The sequence below is a fragment of the Sphaerimonospora thailandensis genome, assembly GCF_016863115.1.
GTDB lineage: Bacteria > Actinomycetota > Actinomycetes > Streptosporangiales > Streptosporangiaceae > Sphaerimonospora > Sphaerimonospora cavernae.
Genome location: NZ_BOOG01000012.1, coordinates 22859 through 43810 on the forward strand (window position 1 = coordinate 22859; position 20952 = coordinate 43810).

Annotated in this window: 24 protein-coding genes and 1 tRNA gene; 17 read left to right on the forward strand and 8 right to left on the reverse strand. The window is 67.0% G+C overall.

The window, feature by feature from the left end; genetic code table 11:
• The first annotated feature begins 73 nt into the window (after window positions 1-73).
• Both Mth01_RS06260 and Mth01_RS06265 read left to right on the forward strand, forming a co-directional pair.
• Window positions 74-2419, forward strand: coding sequence for a polysaccharide lyase 8 family protein (locus Mth01_RS06260; RefSeq protein WP_239089410.1), 2346 nt, complete (start codon window positions 74-76; stop codon window positions 2417-2419).
• A 64-nt stretch (window positions 2420-2483) separates the two neighbouring features.
• Window positions 2484-2741, forward strand: coding sequence for a hypothetical protein (locus Mth01_RS06265; protein ID WP_204012832.1), 258 nt, complete (start codon window positions 2484-2486; stop codon window positions 2739-2741).
• On the opposite strand, the gene Mth01_RS06270 is transcribed toward Mth01_RS06265, so the two are convergent.
• Entirely contained in the window at window positions 2717-3019 is a 303-nt protein-coding gene (locus tag Mth01_RS06270; RefSeq protein WP_204012835.1) for a cold-shock protein, read from the reverse strand. The two genes, Mth01_RS06265 and Mth01_RS06270, sit on opposite strands and share 25 nt — an antisense overlap.
• Window positions 3020-3099: 80 nt before the next feature.
• Here Mth01_RS06270 and Mth01_RS06275 point away from each other — a divergent pair, with 80 nt between their 5' ends.
• Window positions 3100-3369 (forward strand): DUF6191 domain-containing protein, encoded by a 270-nt coding sequence (locus tag Mth01_RS06275; RefSeq protein ID WP_204012838.1) that lies wholly within the window; start codon window positions 3100-3102, stop codon window positions 3367-3369.
• Window positions 3370-3374: 5 nt separating this feature from the next.
• On the opposite strand, the gene Mth01_RS06280 is transcribed toward Mth01_RS06275, so the two are convergent.
• Genes Mth01_RS06280 through Mth01_RS06290 form a run of 3 tightly spaced genes read right to left on the reverse strand, consistent with a single transcriptional unit; the run spans window position 3375 to window position 5268 of the window.
• Complete coding sequence (locus Mth01_RS06280; RefSeq protein WP_204012842.1) at window positions 3375-4118, reverse strand: hypothetical protein; 744 nt, start codon at window positions 4116-4118, stop codon at window positions 3375-3377.
• A 59-nt stretch (window positions 4119-4177) separates the two neighbouring features.
• Window positions 4178-4411, reverse strand: coding sequence for a hypothetical protein (locus tag Mth01_RS06285; protein WP_204012844.1), 234 nt, complete (start codon window positions 4409-4411; stop codon window positions 4178-4180).
• Entirely contained in the window at window positions 4408-5268 is an 861-nt protein-coding gene (locus tag Mth01_RS06290) for a RelA/SpoT domain-containing protein (RefSeq protein WP_275408897.1), read from the reverse strand. Before Mth01_RS06290 ends, Mth01_RS06285 begins: the two co-directional genes overlap by 4 nt.
• Here Mth01_RS06290 and Mth01_RS06295 point away from each other — a divergent pair.
• From Mth01_RS06295 to Mth01_RS06315, 5 genes are all read left to right on the forward strand, one after another.
• Window positions 5257-5436: a hypothetical protein gene (locus Mth01_RS06295; protein WP_204012848.1), complete on the forward strand. Its 180-nt coding sequence runs from the start codon at window positions 5257-5259 to the stop codon at window positions 5434-5436. The two genes, Mth01_RS06290 and Mth01_RS06295, sit on opposite strands and share 12 nt — an antisense overlap.
• A 531-nt stretch (window positions 5437-5967) precedes the next feature.
• Complete coding sequence (locus Mth01_RS06300; RefSeq protein ID WP_204012849.1) at window positions 5968-6201, forward strand: hypothetical protein; 234 nt, start codon at window positions 5968-5970, stop codon at window positions 6199-6201.
• Window positions 6198-6620 (forward strand): type II toxin-antitoxin system VapC family toxin, encoded by a 423-nt coding sequence (locus Mth01_RS06305; RefSeq protein WP_204012863.1) that lies wholly within the window; start codon window positions 6198-6200, stop codon window positions 6618-6620. The genes Mth01_RS06300 and Mth01_RS06305 overlap by 4 nt, the downstream gene beginning before the upstream one ends.
• 17 nt (window positions 6621-6637) lie before the next feature.
• Window positions 6638-7012: a site-specific integrase gene (locus Mth01_RS06310; protein ID WP_239089411.1), complete on the forward strand. Its 375-nt coding sequence runs from the start codon at window positions 6638-6640 to the stop codon at window positions 7010-7012.
• 163 nt (window positions 7013-7175) lie between these two features.
• Window positions 7176-7664 carry a hypothetical protein gene (locus tag Mth01_RS06315; RefSeq protein ID WP_204012865.1) on the forward strand — a complete coding sequence of 163 codons (489 nt, stop codon included), beginning with the start codon at window positions 7176-7178 and terminating at the stop codon, window positions 7662-7664.
• Window positions 7665-7986: 322 nt separating this feature from the next.
• Here Mth01_RS06315 and Mth01_RS06320 read toward each other — a convergent pair.
• A tRNA-Tyr gene (locus Mth01_RS06320) sits at window positions 7987-8071 on the reverse strand.
• A gap of 144 nt (window positions 8072-8215) precedes the next feature.
• On the opposite strand from Mth01_RS06320, the gene Mth01_RS06325 reads away from it, so the two are divergent.
• The 9 genes from Mth01_RS06325 to Mth01_RS06365 all read left to right on the forward strand — a co-directional run bounded on the left by Mth01_RS06325 (window position 8216) and on the right by Mth01_RS06365 (window position 16656).
• Window positions 8216-8710 (forward strand): GNAT family N-acetyltransferase, encoded by a 495-nt coding sequence (locus Mth01_RS06325; RefSeq protein WP_204012873.1) that lies wholly within the window; start codon window positions 8216-8218, stop codon window positions 8708-8710.
• A gap of 34 nt (window positions 8711-8744) precedes the next feature.
• Window positions 8745-9236: a YajQ family cyclic di-GMP-binding protein gene (locus tag Mth01_RS06330; protein WP_204012876.1), complete on the forward strand. Its 492-nt coding sequence runs from the start codon at window positions 8745-8747 to the stop codon at window positions 9234-9236.
• 350 nt (window positions 9237-9586) lie between these two features.
• Window positions 9587-11110, forward strand: coding sequence for an MDR family MFS transporter (locus Mth01_RS06335; protein WP_239089412.1), 1524 nt, complete (start codon window positions 9587-9589; stop codon window positions 11108-11110).
• Between the two features lie 75 nt (window positions 11111-11185).
• On the forward strand, window positions 11186-11713 hold the full coding sequence (locus Mth01_RS06340; RefSeq protein WP_204012882.1) for a MarR family winged helix-turn-helix transcriptional regulator: 528 nt from the start codon (window positions 11186-11188) through the stop codon (window positions 11711-11713).
• Window positions 11714-11858: 145 nt separating this feature from the next.
• Window positions 11859-12710: an ABC transporter substrate-binding protein gene (locus tag Mth01_RS06345; RefSeq protein ID WP_204012885.1), complete on the forward strand. Its 852-nt coding sequence runs from the start codon at window positions 11859-11861 to the stop codon at window positions 12708-12710.
• Complete coding sequence (locus Mth01_RS06350) at window positions 12707-13540, forward strand: amino acid ABC transporter permease (protein WP_204012898.1); 834 nt, start codon at window positions 12707-12709, stop codon at window positions 13538-13540. Before Mth01_RS06345 ends, Mth01_RS06350 begins: the two co-directional genes overlap by 4 nt.
• Window positions 13537-14277 carry an amino acid ABC transporter ATP-binding protein gene (locus tag Mth01_RS06355; protein ID WP_204012901.1) on the forward strand — a complete coding sequence of 247 codons (741 nt, stop codon included), beginning with the start codon at window positions 13537-13539 and terminating at the stop codon, window positions 14275-14277. Before Mth01_RS06350 ends, Mth01_RS06355 begins: the two co-directional genes overlap by 4 nt.
• Before the next feature lie 270 nt (window positions 14278-14547).
• Entirely contained in the window at window positions 14548-15426 is an 879-nt protein-coding gene (locus Mth01_RS06360; RefSeq protein WP_204012904.1) for a hypothetical protein, read from the forward strand.
• Between the two features lie 135 nt (window positions 15427-15561).
• A complete protein-coding gene (locus tag Mth01_RS06365; RefSeq protein WP_204012907.1) occupies window positions 15562-16656 on the forward strand; it encodes a hypothetical protein in 1095 nt (364 codons plus the stop codon).
• A gap of 26 nt (window positions 16657-16682) precedes the next feature.
• Here the strand turns inward: Mth01_RS06365 and htpX are convergent, their stop codons facing one another.
• The 3 genes from htpX to Mth01_RS06380 form a co-directional block, all read right to left on the reverse strand.
• Window positions 16683-17531, reverse strand: coding sequence for a zinc metalloprotease HtpX (htpX, locus tag Mth01_RS06370; protein WP_204012910.1), 849 nt, complete (start codon window positions 17529-17531; stop codon window positions 16683-16685).
• Between the two features lie 84 nt (window positions 17532-17615).
• The gene (locus Mth01_RS06375; protein WP_204012913.1) at window positions 17616-19364 is read right to left on the reverse strand and encodes an NADH-quinone oxidoreductase subunit N; all 1749 of its coding nucleotides are present in this window, start codon (window positions 19362-19364) and stop codon (window positions 17616-17618) included.
• Window positions 19361-20944, reverse strand: coding sequence for a complex I subunit 4 family protein (locus Mth01_RS06380; RefSeq protein WP_204012916.1), 1584 nt, complete (start codon window positions 20942-20944; stop codon window positions 19361-19363). The genes Mth01_RS06375 and Mth01_RS06380 overlap by 4 nt, the downstream gene beginning before the upstream one ends.
• Window positions 20945-20952 lie beyond the last annotated feature (8 nt).

Sequence of the window (20952 nt, forward strand, 5' to 3'; positions counted from 1 at the left end):
TGAAACTTCCCGGCCGAGTCGGATAATCCGTCTTTAGCTCCATTTAGTTGGATTTTCACGTGATAATCTTCGCGTGAACCGGCTGAATGGGCGGACCCGGCACTCCAGGCGCTTGTTTCTCCAGCTCGGCGGGGTCGCCGCGGCTGGAGTGCTCATCCCGGTGGCCTGTGCCGTACGGGCCTCATGCGCCGGACACGTCGGAGAAATGGTCGACCGGGCGCGGGATGGTTCCTTCACGGATGCCTTCGCCCTGCTGCGCCGCAACTGGCGGGATGTGACGGCGGGATCGGGGTTCGACGCGGCGGCCGAGCCGTACCGGAACCGCCTGGCGGCGCTGGGGCGAACGGCTGCCCGGCACCGGGACGCCATGGCACCGACGGGCACGTCGCTCTGGCCCGATCTGGCGTTTCCCTCCTTCACCCGGATCCCGGCGCGGCTGCTGGCCATGGCCCGCGCGTACGTCCTGCCGGGGACCGGGGTGACCGGCGACGCGAGCCTGGGCGCCGCCGTCGCGGCCGGCATCGACCACTACCGGCGGCACGTGTACGTCGCGGGCGCCGACCCGGTCGGCAACTGGTGGGACTGGGAGATCGGCGTCCCGAAAAGGCTGCTCGACGCCGCAGTGCTGATCGGTTCCCACCTGACGGACGAGCAGGGCGGGGCGCTGGCGAAGGCCGTGGACCATTTCGTCCCGAAATGCCGCCTGGACGATTACAGCGGCACCAGCACCGGGGCGAACCGCGTCGACCTGTGCATGGTGACCCTGCTGCGCGCCGTCCTCGGGTCGGACCCCGGCAGGGCGGCGCTGGCCGTCGCGGCGCTGGCCCCGGTGTTCTCCTACGTCGACGAGGGGGACGGGTTCCACCGGGACGGCTCCTTCCTGCAGCACACGACGGTCCCCTACCAGGGCGGGTACGGCGCCGTGCTGCTGACCGGCGTCGCGACGCTGCTCGCGGTGCTGCGCGGCTCACCATGGGAGATCGACGCCCGGAACAGGCAGTTCGTTTTCGATCTCGTGGAGAAGTCTTATGCGCCGTTCGTACACGACGGTTTCTGCATGGACGTCGTCCGGGGGCGCGGGATAGGGCGGGAGCCGTACGGCGACCACCGGCGGGGACGCGAGATCGCCGCCGCGATCCTGCTGTTGAGCGAGGCGGCCCCGGCGCTTGAGCGGGTCCGATGGCGGGGCATGGTGAAGGGGTGGGCGGTGCGGGACAGCGGCAGGCCCATGCTCAAGGCGGCCCTGAACAGCGATCTGGGGTTCCATGCCCGGCTCGACGCGATCATGACCGATGACGCGCTCCCGGCGGCGAGCGAGCCGGCCGGCCACCGGCTGCTTCCGAGCAGTGCCCGTGCCGTACACCGCGGGCCGGACTGGTGCGCGGCGCTCAGCATGGCCTCCAGTCGGGTCGCGCACTATGAGTACGGCAACGGCGAGAACCTGCGGGGCTGGCACACCGGCTCGGGGATGCTCTGCTGGTGGGCCGGCGACGGCCACGGCGACCAGTATTCGGACGGCTACTGGCAGACGGTCGATCCGTACCGACTGCCCGGCACGACCGTCTCCACTCGGCGACTGCCCGACGGCGCCGGCGAGGAGTGGGGTGAAACCTGCCCGCCGGCCCGCTGGGTGGGCGGTGCCACCGATGGCACGTACGCCATGATCGGACAGCATCTGCACGGCTTCGAGAGCAGCCTGGAGGCGTTCAAGTCGTGGCTTTTCCTTGATGACGCGGTGGTCTGCCTGGGCGCCGGGATCACCTGCGCCGACGGCGTCCCCGTCGAGACCGTGGTGGACAACCGGAGGACCGACGCGACGTTGATCGTGCACGAGGCCGCCGGTTGGGCCCACCTGGAGGGGCACGGCGGCTACGTCCTGCCCGCGCAGTCAGGCGGCGGGCGGATGCACAGGCTGCGCGAGGAGCGTAAGGGCGACTCGACGACCCGGAGCTATGTGACGCTCTGGCTCGACCACGGCGTCGACCCGGCATCGGCCGACTATTTCTACCTGCTCCTGCCGGGGGCGAGCCTGGCGCGGACGCGTGCCCGGGCTTCCGACGCCGGATGGGTGCGGGTGCTCGCCAACACGGCCCGCCGGCAGGCAGTCCGGGTTCCGTCGCTCGGCATCACGGCCGTCAGCTTCTGGACCGCCGGAACCGTGGGCGGGTTGACCGCCGACGGTCCGTGCGCGGTTCTGGTCAGGGAGATCGGCGACGGTACGGCGACGCTGACCGTGTCGGACCCGCGATGTGATCTGAGCGGGTTGACCGTCACCTGGGACCAGCCGGTCGCCGGGGTTCACCCGTCGCCGGTTGACGACCTGGTGAGCGCCATAACCGGGGAGAGACTCAGGTTGACCTTCGGCCGTCTCGCGGACCTGGCCGGCTCGTCGACGACGGTCACCGTACGAATGTCGTAACGGCGGTAGTTCATTTCAGGCTTTTCGTGACGCGCTGGACGGACCGAGAACGTACGGTGGTGTCATGCGGAAGATCATTGAGTTGCTGGGTTATGCCGTGGGCGCCTATCTGGTCGCCCGTGCCATCATCGCGCCGTTCGTCCTCGACATGTCGGACCCGGCGACGTATCGAAACGACTGGGGCGGACCCAGCCTCGCGGGTGTGCTCGCAGTGCGCTGCGGACTCGGTGTCATCGCGGCCGTGCTGATGGCCTGGCCACTCATCCGCCGTCGCTCTCGCCGCAGCCGCAACCAGAATCAGACGTCGTCGAATTCGACGTGAAAGCTGCTCGAATATCCCGGGCCGGAATTCTCGGTCTCCCGGCCCCAGGACGGGGCCTCCCCTGCGATGAATATCTCGATCGCGCTGAACGCGTACCCGTCCTGAGGGCGGTCCTCCCAGGTGAAGTGCACGTGCTGACCGGGTGACAGCGACCGGTAACCTCGTCCGAGCTGGGAAATCATGGAGAAGTGCGCGAACACCTCGCCCGGAACCTCCGGTGAGTCGAGCACTCCCCACCCCTCCTCGTCGTACCAGGCGACGACCACACCACGCGTCATCACTCCACAATCGCACACGCTCAACCTCGTCTTGCCGTCGATTTCCCAGCAGCAGCGATGTCCGTGAGTAGGGTCAGGACATGGAACTGGTGGCGTGCGCGCTGATCGTGCTGGCCCTGTTCGAACGTCTCTGGAGGTGGGCGGCGAAGGTACGGAAATCCGGCCGCTCCATCTCGGCGAGCGGATTCGACGAGTTCACGGCCGCGTTCCTCGCCACGAAACGGACGCAACTGGAACAGCAGCAGAGCGAGACGATGCTCCGCGACGACGAGACCGATGGCGCCCCACCCGCCAACCGCATCGACCTCACCCGCGACAAGATCACCATCGTCGTTCCGGACCAGAAATAGCTCCCTCACCACGACGCCGCGAAGGTGTCTCCCCCCGACAGGCGCTTGATCAGCCGCAGCGCTGCCCCCCGCGGGTCGTCCGTCCCCAGTTTTCTGCTCACCTGGCATGCGGCCTTGCCGTACATCCACTGATCTGCGGACGCCGCCCCCAGCCAGTCCGCGATGGTCGCGGGAAGCGCCTCCCGGGAGTCGACCAGGCATCGGTCCCCGGCTGTCTTCGGGGCGAGGTATCGGGGGTCATCGCTGACCAGGACGGCAAGACCTTCGTCGAACCACTGCGGGACCCGGCTTCCGCTTCCCCCGAGTCGGGCGTGGAGCTCGACGTGGGACAGCTCATGCGCGGCGATCACCGGATCGACGCCGCGCGGGGACAGCATCACCGCGCGGTCCAGCACCGCGATGCCGCGCTCCCGTCCGCCGCCGATCCGGCGGTAACACTCGTCCGTCAGGCATGCGAGGATGCGCGGCGAACTCTCCCTGCCGCCGTAGAAGTCGCTCACCCGCTGATTCGCCCGCTCGGCGATCGCGACCACCTGCCGGCGCTGCGCATCCGACAGGCCCGACTCGACGTACAGGCCGGGTCCCAGCCACTTCATCCGATAACAGCCGGGGCATATCGTGGCCGCGACGGAGGGGAATGCCACCGCGACGACCACCGCCGCTGTAACGACGAGTACGGCGGCGACTCCGCCCAGGAGCAGCAACCTTCTCCTGCGACGGTTGCCGGGCACCGGATCGCCGCTTCCCATGCTGCCGCGGTCGTCGACACGCGGCAGACGAGAGATCAGGACAAACGGGACGCGGAAGATCACTGAAGCGCGCTGGCCGCCAAATCCTGAACTGACTTGAAGTAGCGTGCGTGCGTATGCTTCAGCGCCTCCCATGAGCGTGCGCCAAGCACCACGACCTCGATATCTATGTCTCCGCTGTGCTGCCGCTCGGAGGCGAAGCGTCCCCGCAGGGCAGCACGTCTGTCATCGAAGATCTCCTTGTGGAGGATACGCCCTTTGCGGCGATCGTAGACCAACAGATAGTGGTTCATGGTTCTACGCTCACCTCTTCTGCTGCCAGTGCGAACTCACTCAGGATATGTCGTGCGGCGGCTTCGACCTCGTCCGTCCCAGTCCGAACGTGCTGCCTACTGGCTTCGTGGGCTTCCCTGGTGTTGGCAAGCAACCTTCGCAGCGCTTCCACAGTGCCAGGTGGAGAAGGCACAACTGCTTCCCGCCCAAGCGTCCGCATACTCTCTTGATAGGCGGTCACCAGTTGATCCCAGACATCATGATCCATGTCGAACTCTCTCCCCGCTTCGCTATCGACGTCCAGGACGGCCTGCAGTTCGTTGACGTTCTCCAGAAGGTCCCGGAATCGGTCCTCCACTTCGAAAGCAGCGAGACGAAGAACCTCTAGCCTGTCGATGAAGTCTCCAAGCCTTCCCAGAGAATCGAGTAGTTCGCGATGAGTCTCCTGACGGGCACCTATCCGGACGACGGCCTCCGGGCTCTCTGGCTGCTTTCCATACCTGATCCCACGTCCCCAGTGGTCCGCAAGCCGCTCAAGGATCTGCGCCCAAACGTCCTGTAGTTCGGTCCGGACTTGGATCTCAACAGGGATGCCGTCTAAGAAGACGATCACGTGCACAGCACGATACCCATGCGACGGCTCCACCCGTCGATCCTTCACCTTGCAAGGCTTCGGGCACCGCTCGTTGAAGAGTTGGGTGATTCGCTCCACTGCCTCGTCCTGCTGCCGGCGATCGCCTAGCACGATCCTCGCGCCTGCGAGATCTTGAACTTGGCTTAGACGACTACTCTCGCGCTGAAGCTTCTCGATCAAGACTCCGGTTGTCTTGACTCTAGTGCTGGCCGCATAACCCAAACCAGCGAGATGCTGCTCCACTTGATCCAGAGCGTCCTGGTATGCCTCGGCTACAGCTGCGAACTCCTGCGCATCGCCCTCTGGTATCCGGCCATGCGAAGCGAGGCGCTCTCCCAGACGATCGAGCGCACCCCTCGTCATGGGCAGCAACGACACACGATCACGGTACACGTGCCCAACGGCCCGTGAGAGGTTTCGCACTGCTCAGTGTGAGTTACGCAGGCACCTGCTGTACGGCAGGAAACACAGCAACAGGGCCGCACAGCCCCCACGCTGGCATCTCCCACCACACGCCTGAGCACGGCGGGCAGCCCTCTACGTCGTGACTCGCTCCCGTTTGCAAGCAGGAGTTCACCTCAGTGCGTCAGGAAGATCAGGGCAGAGGCGGCATGCGGCGACACACGAGGATCAGGGCCGTGCCCCGAGTGTGCCCTGAGCCGGGGTCAGCCACGGGGAATCACGGATACTGACGGATCAGGAAACGAAGAAACCCCCGACCGGCGCCTCTACTGGTCAGGGTCTCTTTCAACTGCTGGTGGCAGGTCTAGGGTTCGAACCTGGGTAGGCTGAGTCGACGATTGTACCGCGCGTGACCTTTCCCGGCTCCTCGATACTCTTGACCTGCGCCGGTGCTCGCTCGTCCGGCCCTGGTCGTCAAGACCATTGCACGCATATTGCACGACTCGGAAACGATCAGTTTCAGCACATGCACTCGGATCCATGACGGCTGCTGCCCCAGAAGAGTACGAGGACATGCATCGGCTGGTCGACCAGCTCACCGGAGACCAGCTCCGCGAGATCCGCACGCACACGCTGCGGCTGGTCCACTCCTCCGAGCAGGCCGAAAGCGACTCATGGCCTCCGGCGTTCTTCGGCTCCGTCCGTGCCGGCCGCTCGGATGTAGCCGCCCGTACCGAGGAGATCCTTGCCGAGGGCCTCGGACACGACGAGTGATCGTCGTCGATACCGGCCCGCTCGTGGCCGCCACGATCTCCGACGATGCCGATCATGAACGCTGTGTCGGTGAGTTCAAACGCCTCCACGATTCGCGCCGAGAGCTCCTCGTCCCCAGCTTCGTCACGGCCGAAGTCTGCTACATAATCTCGCAATTCGGGGGCGCCGCTCCGGATGCCGCGATTCTCCGCGCTCTCGAGTCGGACCTGTTCACGCTCGTCAAACTGACCAAGCCTGACCTCTCCAGAGTCGCCACGCTCGTCGAACGCTACGCGGACTTCCCCCTCAGCGCCGTAGACGCCTCAGTCGTCGCAGTGGCCGAGCGTCTGAAGGTCAACGAGGTGTTCACACTCGACGTACGCCACTTCGCCGCGGTCCGCTTCGTTCACGTACCCGCGTTCACCCTGCTTCCCGCGTAGGCACTTCCGTCCCTGCGGTGCACGATTACGCGGCTCTTCGCCCCGGTGAGGCCGTCGCCCTGCGCAAGGATGACTGCCACCTTCCGGAGCACGGCTGGGGGCGCCTCCTCGTCGACGTGTCCCGGCCTGCGGTCAACACCCAGTGGACCGACACCGGCGACGCCCACGAGGAACGCGGGCTCAAGCATCGCGGCCGTGACGACGTACGGCCCGTTCCCGTCCCGCCGACCCTGGTCAAGATCCTTCGGCTGCACATCGAAGAGTTCGGTCTCGGTCTGGACGGGCGGCTCTTCCGGAGCGAGCGGGGTGGGGTAGTCGCCTCTACGGCCAAGTGCATCGACGGGCAACAGGAGATCGCCAACCGAAGGATTGATGATGCTCTGACGGCGTGATGCGGGCTACGAGGCCGCCTCTCGCGACCGTTCCGCAGTGGGCCTTGCCCGCAGCATGCGGGCTCAAGGGAATTGCAGGCACCTGTAACGATCACCCTATAATCACAGCACCTCGATCCCAATGTTCTCCCTACTGGGCGAGCTTCCAACCTCGCGGAGCAGCATGGACCGGCTCAACTTCTTCATCCAGGAGGGCTCAGACGGGGATCTACGTCTCCGTACGGTAGCCAACGAATCTCAGATGAAGGCCGTTGCTCTACAGGTCGCCCAGCTAGCCGTCCAGAAGGGCTTCGAGCCCGTGGTCATCGCCTCAGTACCCGGGGACTTGCGCACGATCCAGCGCATGTTCGAGCAGTACAAGCTTCCGTCCGCCGGTAAGGCCAGTATCTACCAGGCTCAGCCCGTTCTGGCAGCACTCAAGGGGCTTGGAGAACGACTTAACGCCGAAGCTAGGCAGTTCGAAGACCTGTTGGCCGCGTATTACGGGCAGGAGTTGGCACGCTCCGGGGGCAAGGGAGACCCATCCGGCAAAGGGAAAGAGGCCGTCCGGAGATCTCTAGCGGAGCATGTCCAGGCACTCGCAACAGCTGGCTTGATCACAGCAGAGGATGTATTCGCAATCGCCTACGAGATCGAAAGACTGGAAGCGTAGCGCGCACCTTCGGCTACTGAGCGTGGAGAACCTCGGACGCCGCTACCGCGATACTGCCTGGGACGAAGGCACCCCGCCAGGGCCACATGGGTAACGAGCCACAGTCACGGCCACCCTGCGCAACCTCACGCTGAGTCTGATCAGCCCTACGGCGTCACCGAAACCCGGACCATGCAATCCATACGTGACTTGGGAAGATGTCAGCAAGATCATTGCGCATATATTGCGCGACCAGCGACAGACGGCGGCTCAGCGTGGCGTACGGCTGCACATGTCCGGACAGCAGAAGAGGCCCCGGAGGGCCTCTGAGCTGTGGTGTTGCTGGTGGCAGGTCCAGGGTTCGAACCTGGGTAGGCTGAGCCGACGGTTTTACAGACCGCTCCCTTTGGCCGCTCGGGCAACCTGCCTCGTCATCCGCTCGTTCGCGGCGACAGGTAGAAGAATAGCGGACTTCCCGGGTGCACGTGACATGCATTGTCCCTGGATGCGGCTCCGGCGACCGCTGAGCCCACATCGGCGCACGTGACGACAGCGCGGGCCATAGTGGAGAAATGATCAGATGGGCGCGACACGAGGACCTCGCGGGACTGGCGGATCTGGAGCGTGCCGCGGACGCGATGTTCGCCGACGTGGGCATCGTCTTCCCGCCCGGAACGACGATGATCGAGGAATGCGATGATCCCGGGCGGGTCATCGTCGCGGGCCGGCCTCCGGCGGGTTTCGCCTTGCTGGGACGCGTCGACGACTGCGTGCACCTTGATCAGCTCGCCGTACATCCGGAGCACGGCCGTCGGGGGATCGGGACACGGCTGCTCGACGCCGTGTGCGAGGCGGCGGCCGCCCTCGCGCCGGCCGTGACGCTGACGACCTTCCGAGATGTCCCGTGGAACGCCCCCTGGTATGCCCGCCGGGGCTTCGCCGTACTGCCTCCCGAGCAGTGGGGGCCCGAACTGGCCGCCCTGGTCGAGCATGAGCGGGCGCTCGGGATCGAGCTCGCGCCCCGTGTTGTGATGCGCAAAGAGCTCTGGCCACGCGAAGGCCACTAATGTCGGAGGGAACGAGGAGAGGACACTGACACCGATGGCCGACAGCAGTTTCGACGTGGTCAGCAAGATCGACCGGCAGGAGGTCGACAACGCTCTGAATCAGACGGTCAAGGAGGTTGGGCACCGTTTCGACTTCAGGGGCACCGGCGCGACCATCTCCTGGTCCGGGCAGCAGAATGTCGAGATCAAGGCGAACAGCGAGGAGCGGGCGAGCGCCGTGCTCGACGTCTTCAAAGAGAAGATCATCAAGCGTGGCCTGTCGCTCAAGATCCTCGATGCGGACGAGCCGAAGTTGTCCGGCAAGGAGTATCGCCTGATGGTCGCCCTCAAGGAGGGCATCGACCAGGACAACGCCAAGAAGATCTCGAAGATCATCCGGGACGAGGGGCCCAAGGGCGTGAAGGCCCAGATCCAGGGCGACGAGCTCCGGGTCAGCTCCAAGAAGAAGGACGATCTCCAGGAGGTGATCGCTCTGCTGAAGGGCAAGGATCTCGAGATCGCCCTCCAGTTCACGAACTACCGCTGACCTCCAAGCTTCCGAAGGCCCTGGACCCAACGGTCCGGGGCCTTTCGCTTTCCTCCCGGCCTGCCGCCGCGACCATCCCGCGGTCCCGCCTCTTCTCTCGCCACGATTCCTCGCCACCTCACCTCCACACGCCTTAACAGTTGCCTTAGGCAATGATCTTATATACTTGCCTGGGGAAACCAATTTCGGCGGCCGCGACACCGCGCCGCAGCCCTCTGCCGTACGACCCGCACACCGTTCACCGGCACATGCCCATGCCGTACGGCGCGGCCAGCGAAAGGACTTTTATGGCGACGGGGCGACACACCCGGACAAGGAAGGCCACCGGCCACCAGGAGGCGGCCGTCCCGATGACTCATCGGAAGATCATGGAGGCCTTGTCGGGGCTGCTCCTCGGGATGTTCGTGGCGATTCTGTCCTCGACCGTGGTGGCGAATGCACTCCCGACGATCACTGCGGATTTGCACGCGGACGAGACCACCTACACCTGGGTGATCACTGCGGCTCTGCTGGCAAGCACGGTCTCCACCCCCGTCTGGGGCAAGTTCGCCGACCTGACGAGCAAGAAGCTTCTGGTCCAGATCGGTCTGATCATCTACGTCATTGGCTCGGCGATCGCCGGCCTCGCGCAGAACCCCGGGATGCTCATCGGCGCGAGGATCATCCAGGGCCTTGGGGCAGGCGGCATGACCGCCCTCTCTCAGGTGATCATGGCGGCGATGATCTCGCCGCGCGAGCGCGGACGCTACTCGGGCTACCTCGGCGCGGTGTTCGCCGTGGCGACGATCGGCGGCCCGCTGATCGGCGGCGTCATCGTCGACACCTCGTGGCTCGGCTGGCGGTGGTGCTTCTACGTGGGCATGCCGTTCGCGATCATCGCGCTGATCGTGCTGCAGAAGACCCTGCACCTGCCCGTTGAGCGACGCAAGGTCACCATCGACTGGGGCGGGGCGACGCTGATCACCGCCGCGGTCTCGCTACTCCTGATCTGGGTCTCGTTCGCGGGCGACAAGTACGAGTGGATGTCGTGGCAGACCGGGGCGATGGTCGGCGTCGCCGTCGTGCTGACGCTGCTCTTCCTGCTGGTGGAGTCGAGGGCCCGTGAGCCGATCGTCCCGCTGCACCTGTTCCGCATCCGCACCCTCAGCCTGGCCGTGGTCGCCAGCGTGCTCGTCGGCATCGCGATGTTCGGCGCGACCACGTTCCTCAGCATGTACTTCCAACTCGCCCGCGGCGAGACGCCGACGAAGGCCGGGCTCATGACCCTGCCCATGATCCTGGGCCTGGCGGCCTCCTCGACCATCGTCGGGCGGATCATCACGAACACCGGACGGTGGAAGGTCTTCCTGGTCACCGGGGCGTTCTCCCTCACCGCCGGGTTCGCGCTCATGGGCACGCTGCGCTACGACACCGACTACTGGCTCGCCGCCGTCTACATGTTCTTCGTCGGCGCCGGGGTCGGCATGACCCAGCAGAACCTCGTGCTGGCCGTGCAGAACGAGGTGCGGCCGGAGGAGCTCGGCGTGGGCAGCTCGGTGGTCTCGTTCTTCCGTTCCCTCGGCGGCGCCATCGGTGTCTCGGCACTCGGCGCCGTGATGGGCGACCGGGTCGCGATCTACCTGCGGGACGGCCTGGCCGCGCTGGGCGTGCACGCCACGGCGAGCGGCGACGGCGCGATCCCCAAGCTCTCCTCGCTGCCCGCCCCGGTCCGCACCGTCGTCGAGGCGGCGTACGGCCACGGCGCGGCCGACCTTTTCCTCTACACGGCGCCGGTCGCGTGCCTCGCCCTGATCGCGATCGTCTTCATCAAGGAGGTCCCACTCAAGACCGTCGGCGCCCTCCACCAGCGGGCCACCGCGGAAGCACGTGCGTAATCTTCACCCCCGATTTGATCATTCCGACTACGTTGGGGCGTGTCGGTCGGACCCAACGGGAGGAGGCGGCGGACCATGCCGGAGCCGGCGGACCTGGCGGCGGCCGAGGAGTACGCGGCGTTCTGCGAGGTAGAGCACGAGTTGGGCGTCCTCTTCCGGCGCGCGCACGCGCTCTCCGCTCAGATGGGGCGTAATGTGCACCCCGAGCTGGAGCCCGGGGCGTACGGGCTGCTCGTCCGCATCGACCGGGTCGCGCCCGTACGGCCCAGCGATCTCGCCGCCTATGTGGGCGTGGGCAAGGCGACCATCAGCCGGCAGGTGAAGGTGCTCGAGGAGCTTGGCCTGGTCGGCCGGGAGCCCGATCCGCTCGACCGGCGGGCCCATCTGCTGGTCCTGACCGAGGAGGGCGGGCAGCGGCTCGGCCGGGCGCGGGCCGCCCGCCAGCAGCAGCTCTACGCCCTGCTCGCCGCCTGGCCGGAGGAGGACGTACGGCTGCTCGCCCGGATGCTCCGGCGGTTCAACGCCCTCACCGAGACGACGCCGCCGGCGCCGCCCCAGCCGGGCTCGGCTCGGGACCCGTCCCAAGAACCGACGAGTCCGTAAGGGGAGATCGGCGAAAGACCGCAGGCAAGCCCCGTTAGGCGTGTGTTACCACATCCTCCCCAACCAGGGGCCAAGCCGTCACCTCAGGTCCTCTACACTGCGCCTACTACGCAGTACGGCTCGCACCAAGAACTGAGGAGGCCGTGTGGCTCCCTGGTCCACTTATCGGAAAACGGCGGGAATCGGCGCGGTCGCGCTGGCGACGGCTCTCCTGATCTCCGCCTGTGGCGGAGAGTCCACCACGACCACGGCGGAGGGTTCGGCCGCCCCTTCAGCCGCCGGAGGCGTCGAGCTGGTCAACCCCGGCAAGCTCACGACCTGCACGAACGTCCCCTATGAGCCCTTCCAGTTCAACGACGAGAACGGCAAGGTCGTCGGCTTCGACGTGGACATCGTCGATCTCGTCGCCAAGAAGCTCGGTGTGACCCAGGACATCGTCGACATCGACTTCGCCGCCATCAAGAGCGGTGCCGCGATGAACGCCCGCAAGTGCGACCTCGCCGCGGCCGGCATGACGATCACTGACGAGCGCAAGCAGAACATCGACTTCTCCGTGCCCTACTTCGACTCCACCCAGGCGCTGATGGCGAAGAAGGGCAGCGGCATCACCTCGCTCGAGGACGTCAAGGCCAAGGGCCTCAAGCTGGGCGCCCAGGCCTCCACCACCGGTCTCATGTACGTCAAGGACAAGGGCTACGACCCGGTCGAGTTCGCCGACTCGCCCAAGGAGCTGAACGGCCTGCAGGCCGGACGCGTCGACGTGATCATTCAGGACCTCCCGGTCGTGCTGACCTGGCTGAAGAAGTCGGACGTCGGCGAGAAGTTCGAGATGGTCGCCAGCCTGGACACCGGCGAGCAGTACGGCGTCGGCATGAAGAAGGGCAACACCGAACTCCTCAAGGTCGTCGACGAGGTCATCAACGCGGCCAAGGCCGACGGCACGTACAACGAGATCTACAAGAAGTGGTTCGGCACTGAGCCCCCCACTTCGTCATGAATTCCGTGAGTGAGCAGGAGGCGGCCCTCCCCGCAAAGGGAGGGCTCAGCCCGCGCAAGAGGCAGCAGATCGGGCGGGGCGCCCAGTACGCGGTGCTGGTCGTCGTCGTGGTCGCCCTCGTCGCGATCGCCGACTGGGAGCAGATCCGCCAGAACTTCCTCAACGGCGACGTCGCGGCCAAGGGCCTGCCCGATCTGTTCACGGTGGCGTTGAAGAACACCGTGATCTACACGGTCTGCGGGTACCTCCTCGGCTTCGTGCTCGGGTTGCCGCTGGCGCTGATGCGGCTGTCGCAGGTCGCACCGTACCGGTGGATCGCGACCGGCTACATCGAGATCTTCCGCGGCCTGCCGGCCCTGGTCATCTTCCTGATGATCATCAACCTGCCGATCGCCTTCCCCGGGTTCGAGGTCCCAGGAGAAGTGTACGGTCAGGCGGCGCTCGGCCTCGGCCTGGTCTCGGCCGCCTATATGGCCGAGACGTTCCGTGCGGGTCTGCAGGCCGTCCCGAAGGGGCAGATGGAGGCGGCGCGCTCGCTCGGCATGCCGCACCTGCGGGCGATGGTGTCGATCATCATCCCGCAGGCCGTCAGGATCGTGATCCCGCCGCTCACCAACCAGTTGGTCCTGCTGTTCAAGGACAGTTCGCTGGTGCTGTTCCTCGGCCTCACGGCCGGCCAGGTGGAGCTGGCCAAGTTCGGCAACGACCAGGCCTCCACGTACGCCAGCCCGACGCCGATCTTCGTGGCCGGCGTGACCTACCTGCTGATCACAATCCCGCTGGGCTACGTCGCCAGGCGGCTGGAGGCGCGTCAGGGGGCGGGCAGATGAGCACGGTCGAAATCAAGGACCTGCACAAGTCTTTCGGCAGCCTCGAAGTCCTCAAGGGCATCGACTTCACCGTCGAGACCGGTCAGGTGGTCTGCGTCATCGGGCCGTCCGGGTCGGGCAAGTCGACGCTTCTGCGCTGCGTCAACCTCCTCGAGCAGCCGACCTCCGGCAGGGTGGTCGTCGAGGGGATCGAGCTGACCGATCCCGACGTGGACATCGACGCCGCGCGGCGGCGGCTCGGCATGGTGTTCCAGCAGTTCAACCTGTTTCCGCACCTCACCGTGGTGCGCAACATCATGATCGCGCAGGAGCGGGTGCTCAAGCGCAAGCGCGCCGAGGCCGAGCGGATCGCCAGGGAGAACCTGGAGAAGGTGGGCCTCCTGGAGAAGGCTGACGCCTATCCGGCCCAGCTGTCCGGCGGTCAACAGCAGCGCGTGGCGATCGCCCGGGCCCTGGCTATGAACCCGACGCTGATGCTCTTCGACGAGCCGACCTCGGCGCTCGACCCCGAACTCGTCGGCGACGTGCTGGGGGTCATGCGCCAACTCGCCGAGGACGGCATGACCATGCTGGTCGTCACCCACGAGATGGCGTTCGCCCGCGAGGTCGCCGACCGCGTGGTGTTCATGGACCAGGGCGTGATCGTCGAGGACGGCCCGCCTCAGCAGGTCATCGGCGACCCTCAGCATGAGCGGACCCGCGAGTTCCTCCGCCGCGTCCTCCACCCCGGTGACTGAGGTCCCCGGCTCCGCGGCGAACCAACGCAAAGGCAACCCCAGCTCGAAAGCGGCCCAGCTCAAAGGCGGCCCAGCTCAAAGGCGGCCCAGCTCAAAGGCGGCTCGGCGATACCCGGCGGTGGAGATCCTGCCGGGTGTCGCCGTGGCCGTCGGCCACGCTTGCCCGACGTTCCGCCACACACGCGCCTGGCCACCCGGGTCTTTCCGGCAGACCCGATTAGTGATCACAAATGCCGAATGCAATCATGTTCCGGCACAAACGATCACTAGGTGGAACAAAAAACCATGAACAACCCGGAACTCGAGGAGAAGGCCGGCGTCGTCGACCTGCTCGAGCGCAGCGGCTCGGTCATCCTGCCCGTGGGCATCTCCCTCTACGCCCTGCTCTACCTCGGCATCCAGCAGGTCTACGGCATCTTCAACGTCAGCCCCGAACAGGCCGGCATCGACCAGGCGACGATGTTCGGCCGCCTGGTCGGCACCCTGATCCTGCTCGTCATCGGCGGCACACTGCTCATCGGCGTCGCGGTGGCGGGTTTCTGGCTGCTGGACAAGGCCACTTTCGGGCGGCTCGCCCGGTTCGCCCAGGCCGTACGGCAGCGCCCCTGGGCGGCGGCCGCCGTCGGAGCGCTGTGGTGCGGGGCGACCTACTGGGGCTTCCTGGGCTATCTGGGGTTGGGCGACGGCACGACGCTGACCGCGATCGTGATCACCGCGGTGTCCATCGGCGTACTGTCGTTCCTCGTGCCGTTCCGGCTGCTGCGCTCGCGCCCGGTGGGCCGAGCCGGGATGAAGATCGTGGCCGCCGCGTTCACCGGCATCGGCCTGGGTTTCGCATTGATGGGCCAGATGGAGAGCGACGCGCTCGCCGTCGCCGAGAAGGGCGAACCGGCCAGCCTGCTGCTCAGCATGGTCGGATTCCAGGACCAATGGGTCGTCGCCACCGACCGCGAGAGCGGCGAGCCGCTGCGGGACGGCGAGGAACTGCTGCTGCTCGGCGAACGCGAGGGCGCCTATGCGCTGTACGACTGCGCGAACCAGGAGACCTTCCGCAGATCGATCGATGCGACCGTGCTCCAGCAGATCGTCCTCGAACCCGATCGTCCCGAGGGTTACAGCTGCCATGCGAAGCAGAAGCGGAAGTCATAGTGACCCGCGGTGGGCCGCGGTGGGCCGCAGTGGGCAGCCGCACAAGCGAGTACGTGGCGACGGCTTTCGTGGCTCATTCGTGACGCAACCTTTCGCCCGGTAGCCGCATCTACCGAGATAACGAAAGGACTCGCCATGAAAAAGCCAGCCCTCCTCACCCTGGCGGCAGCGGCCGCCTCCGTCGCCTCCGTCGCCTTGGTCGGTGGGACGCAGGCACAGGCGCTCACGGTTTCCGCCTCCGCCACCTCGGTGACCGCCTCGGCCGCACGCAACACCCTGGCATCTTCCACCGCATCCGCCGCCCGCACCGCCACCGCCTCGGCGGACAAGCGGATTCGGTACGTCTGGGTGAAGCAGTGCGGCAAGGGGGACGCCACCGTTCCATGCGGCCCGTGGACCGTCACGCTCACCAACGGCAAGGACGTCCGCCTGACCGACGCGCTGGTCTTTTCCCTGACGGCCAAAGGCAAGGTCGACAAGGGAGCGATGGCTCCGTTGACGGTCAGCGGCGATGGCAACCGCATCGCGTACTTCCGGAAGCCGGACGGCAAACTGGTCGTCCGGGACGTCGCGAAGGGCCGGGTCCACATGCTGCCCGGCTCATCGGCCAAGCCGCCCAAGGGCCTCACCATGACCGACGTCGCGCTGACCCTGTCGCCGAACGGCGAGATCATCATGATCGACTATGGCGACAGCAAGGGAAAGCTGCCGAGCCTGCTCGTGGACCTGCGCAGCAAGAAGATCGGAAAGTTGAAGGGCAACCTCACGTTCGAGGGCTTCAGCCCGGACGGCAAGCACGTTCTCACCAGACGGGTCACGAGCGAGAACACCACGGAGTTCGCCGCCTACGACCTGAACGGCAACAGGACGAACAGCCAGGTCGTCCCCCAGGTGGTGGCCAACAACTCCCCGATCGCGCTGGCCGACGACGGCACCTCGATGGCGCTGATCATCAACGTGTCCGACACCAAGAAGCGGCTGCGCACCTACGACCTCGCCAGCGACACGGTCGGCGACTACGTGAACGTCACGGCCCCGAAGGATGAGTACCCGTACAGCCTCCGGTGGACGCCGGAGGGCGGCCTGACTCTCTGGGCCCTGCGCTACGACCGCGAGATGAACTTGCGTGGCGTAACTCTCCGCGGCCTCGATCCGGCCACCGGCGCCACCATCAAGATCGACTCCTTCAAGCTGCGGTCCGACCTCTGGAACTGGTACCTGCCCGGGTGACCCGTAATGCCCTCTCGCCTGGGCATTCAACGACGGTAACCGGCCATCCGTTCGAGGCGGGCGATGCGCTCGGCGATCGGGGGGTGGGTTGAGAACATCCGTCCGATCCCGGCGCCTCGGAACGGGTTGGCGATCATCATGTGACCGGCGGAGGCGAGCCGGGGATTCTCCGGCAGCGGCAACCGGCGGACGCTCATCTCGATCTTGCGCAGCGCGGAGGCGAGCGCGAGCGGGTCGCCCGTCAGCCGGACTCCGGACTCGTCCGCCGCGAACTCACGTGATCGCGAGATGGCCATCTGGAGCATGCTCGCGGCCACCGGACCGAGGATCATCAACAGCAGGGTGCCCAGGAAACCCGGCCCCTCGTCGTCATCGGAGCCGAAGAACATCCCGAGATAGCCGAAGTACGTGATCATCGTGGCCAGCGCGCCGGCGATCGACGAGATCAGGATGTCCCGGTTGTAGACGTGTGACAGCTCGTGCCCGATGACCCCCCTGAGCTCGCGCTCGTTGAGTATGCCGAGAATGCCGTGCGTGACGCACACCGCCGCGTTGCGCGGGTTACGACCGGTCGCGAACGCGTTGGGCTGCATCGTCGGGGACAGATAGAGCCGGGGCATCGGCTGACGGGCGTCATAGGACAGTTCCCGGACCATCCGATAGAGCACCGGCTGCTCGACCTCGGACACGGGCCGCGCCCGCATGGCGGAAAGCGCGATCCGATCGGAGAAGAAGTAGGCGACGCCGTTCGTCACCAATGCGACCACCAGGGCGATCCGTACCCCCGTGCCACCCCCGAGCCAGGCCCCCGCCAGCAGGATCAACGCGGACAAAGCCCCCAGAAGGACCGCCGTGCGCAAACCGTTGCGGTGCACGCCCCCTCCTTCCGATGCGGTGTGTTCCGCCATACCAACGTGCATGGCCTGGGCGAACGTTCCCGTCGGCGTCCTGGGACGTGCTCAGCCGACGGCGGACAGCACCACCTGCGGGGCCACGGAGAAAACGACGGAGACGAGCACGGCCACGCCGAAGGCGACGACGGCGGGGACGGTGGAGACGGTGGAGACGGTGGAACCGGCCCCTTCTCCGGTCTCGTACGTCCCGGGGACGGAGCCGGTACGGCTCTCGCCCACGGCCTCCGGTGTGAAGAGCCGGGCCGTCCAGGCGATGTAGTAATAGAGCCCGATCACGGTGTTGACCGCCATCACGACGGCGAGCCAGCCGAGCCCGGCGCCGACGACCTCCCGGAACACCACGATCTTCGCGAACAGTCCGGCGAGCCCGGGCGGCAGACCGGCCAGGCAGACCAGCGCGAACGCGAGCGCGAGACCCGCCGCCGGGCTCCGGTGGACGAGTCCCCGATAATCGTCGATCTCGTTCCGGCCATGGCGTCGTGAGACGACCATGACCACCGCGAAGGCGGTCAGGTTCATCGCCGCGTAGAACACCAGATACGCGACGGACGCGGCTACCGCCCCGCCGATCTTGTCCCCGCCCGCGGCGTCGACCGACGCCCCGATCTCGGACGCCCCGGTTATGTTCATCCCAGCTCCGGACGTCTCGGCCCGGATGGAAGCGACCGCGGCGAGCGGCGTCAGGATGTACCCGGACTGGGCGACCGACGACCAGGCGAGCAGCCGTACGGCATGGCGCTGCCGAACGGCGAGGACGTTCCCCGCGGTCATGGTCAACGCCGCGACGACCGCGACGACCGGGGTCCACACCCCGGCGAGGCTCGGCAGTGCGGTCGTGAGGACGAGAATGAGCCCGGCGAAACCGGCCGCCTTCGAGACGACCGACAGCAGCGCCGCCACCGGAACCGGCGACCCCTGGTACACGTCCCCGGCCCAGGTGTGGAACGGCACAGCCGCGATCTTGAAGGCGAAACCGGCCACCACCAGCACGACCGCCACGATCGTGACCGCCGAGGTCGTCCCGGCGGCGTGTCCGGCTTCGTAGGCTCTCGCGAGACGGCCGAGATGCACCGAGCCGGTGCTGCCGTACAGCAAAGACACGCCGAACAGCGTGATCGCGGTGGAGACGACGGACACCAGGAACAGCTTCAGAGCGGCCTCGGAGGCCCGCCCGTCATAACGCCTCAGGCCGATCAGCGCGAAGACCGGCAGTGACACCAACTCGAGCGAGACCACAAGCATGATCAGATCGCGGGACGCCGGCAGCAGGACCGCCCCGGTGAGCGTGGCGAGCAGCAGGAAGTGCCACTCCCCGACCGGGATGCGCCCGCCGGACAACTCGGTCATCGACAGCAGCACGATCACCGTTCCGGCGGCGAGCACCAGCCCGGCGAACAGCAGCGCGAACCTGTCGGCCACGAATGAGCACGAAACGGCGTCGCCCGCTCCGCCCAGCGAGGACGGCACGCAGAACGTGCGCCGCGCTCCGCCGGGAAGGCGTGAGCTCGCCGCCGCCTGAACCGCCACGACGACGAGGGCCGCCAGGACACCGCCGAGCGCCACCAGTCCGAGTGCCCTCCCCATGCCGGGCCGCCGCGGCAGGAAGGCGTCGAGCAGCAGCACGAGACCTGCCGCGATCGCGAGGATCAGCGGCGCGGCGATGGCGGCGTAGTCGATCGACTGGATTACCGGAGCCGCTCCGGTCCCCAGGGCGCTGCCCGATGAGCTACTCAGTGCGCTGTTCAGGGCGCTGTTCAGGGCGCTGTTCAGGGCGCTGTTCAGGGCGCTGTTCATGGCGCCACCGTCCCCGAGGTGAAGACCGCCTGAACCGCGGGCGTGGTGACGGCGAGCAGCGCCTTGGGCCACAGGCCGAGAAGCACGATCAGCACGACCAGCGGCACCCAGGCCGCCAGCTCACGCGACGTGACGTCGACCGCTCCCCCGGGCTCGACCCCGTGAACGCCGTGGGTGACCCGCGACAGCATGCGGAGGAAGTAGGCGGCCGTCAGCACCGCTCCGGCGCCGCCCACCGCCATGAACGCCAGGAACAGCGGGCGGGGCAGCACTGCTGCCGGCTGGAACGCCCCCAGAAGCGCGAGCATCTCACCCCAGAACCCGGCGAGGCCGGGCAGCCCGAGCGAGGCGACGCACGCGAAGGTCAGCAGCGACCCCATGTGCGGCAGCCGGCGGAGCATTCCCCCGCCGAGCCGGGCCAGGTCGGCCGTGCCGTACCGCTCCTTGACCGCGCCGGCGAGAAAGAACAGCAGCCCCGTGATCAGCCCGTGCGCGACGTTGGCGAACAGCGCGGCGTTCATGCCGACGGGAGTGAGGGTCGCGAACCCGAGCAGCACGAAACCCATGTGGCCGACGGACGAGTAGGCGATCATCCGTTTGAGGTCCCACTGGGCGAGGCAGGCCAGCGAACCGTAGATGACGCCGATCACCGCCAGCGCGCCCAGCCAGGGGGCGAACGCCGCCGCACCCTCCGGAAGAACCGGGATGGCGATCCGGGCGAAGCCGTACGATCCCATCTTCAGCAGCACACCGGCCAGCAGCACGGAGCCGACGGTGGGGGCCTCGGTGTGCGCGTCGGGCAGCCACGTGTGCAGCGGCCACATGGGCGTCTTGACCGCGAGCCCCGCCCCGATGGCGAGGAACGCCAGAATCTGTGCCGATCGGGACATCCCGCCGCCATGGCGCTCGGCCAGCACGACCATGTCGAGCGTCCCCGCCTGGGTCCAGACCACGAGCAGGCCGATCAGGAGCACGGCGGAACCGAGCAGCGTGTAGAGGATGAACTTCACCGCCGCCGCCCGCCGCCGCGTGCCGCCCCAGAGGGCGATCACGAAGTACATCGGGACCAGCACGACTTCGAAGAACACGAAGAACAGCAGCAGATCGAGCGCGAGGAACGTGCCGACCATTCCGACTTCCAGCACGAGCAGCGTGACGACCAGGGCCCTCGGCCGTCCGCCCACCGGGGGGTGACGGGTCAGGTGGACGAAGCACAGGAACGTGAGCAGCGTGGTCAGCACGACGAGCGGCAGCGAAATGCCGTCGACCCCGAGATGGAACCGCAGGTCCAGACCGGGGATCCACGGCAGGTCGGTCTGAAGCCGCATGTCCCCGCCGAGTCCGCCCCCGTCGGAACCGCTGGGGCCCCCGGGACTGTTGGGACTGCTAGGACTGCTGGAACCGCCCTGGCCGTACGGCACGGCGAACGCCGCCACGGCCGCCAGAGCGAGAGCGAGGGCCACCCCGGAGACAGTGGTCCCGAACGTGACGGCGATGCCGCGGGCCCGGAAGGCGGGCAAGGCCAGGACCGCCGCTCCCGCCAGGGGCACGGCCACGAGGACGATCAGGAGCCAGCCCATGCGCCCTC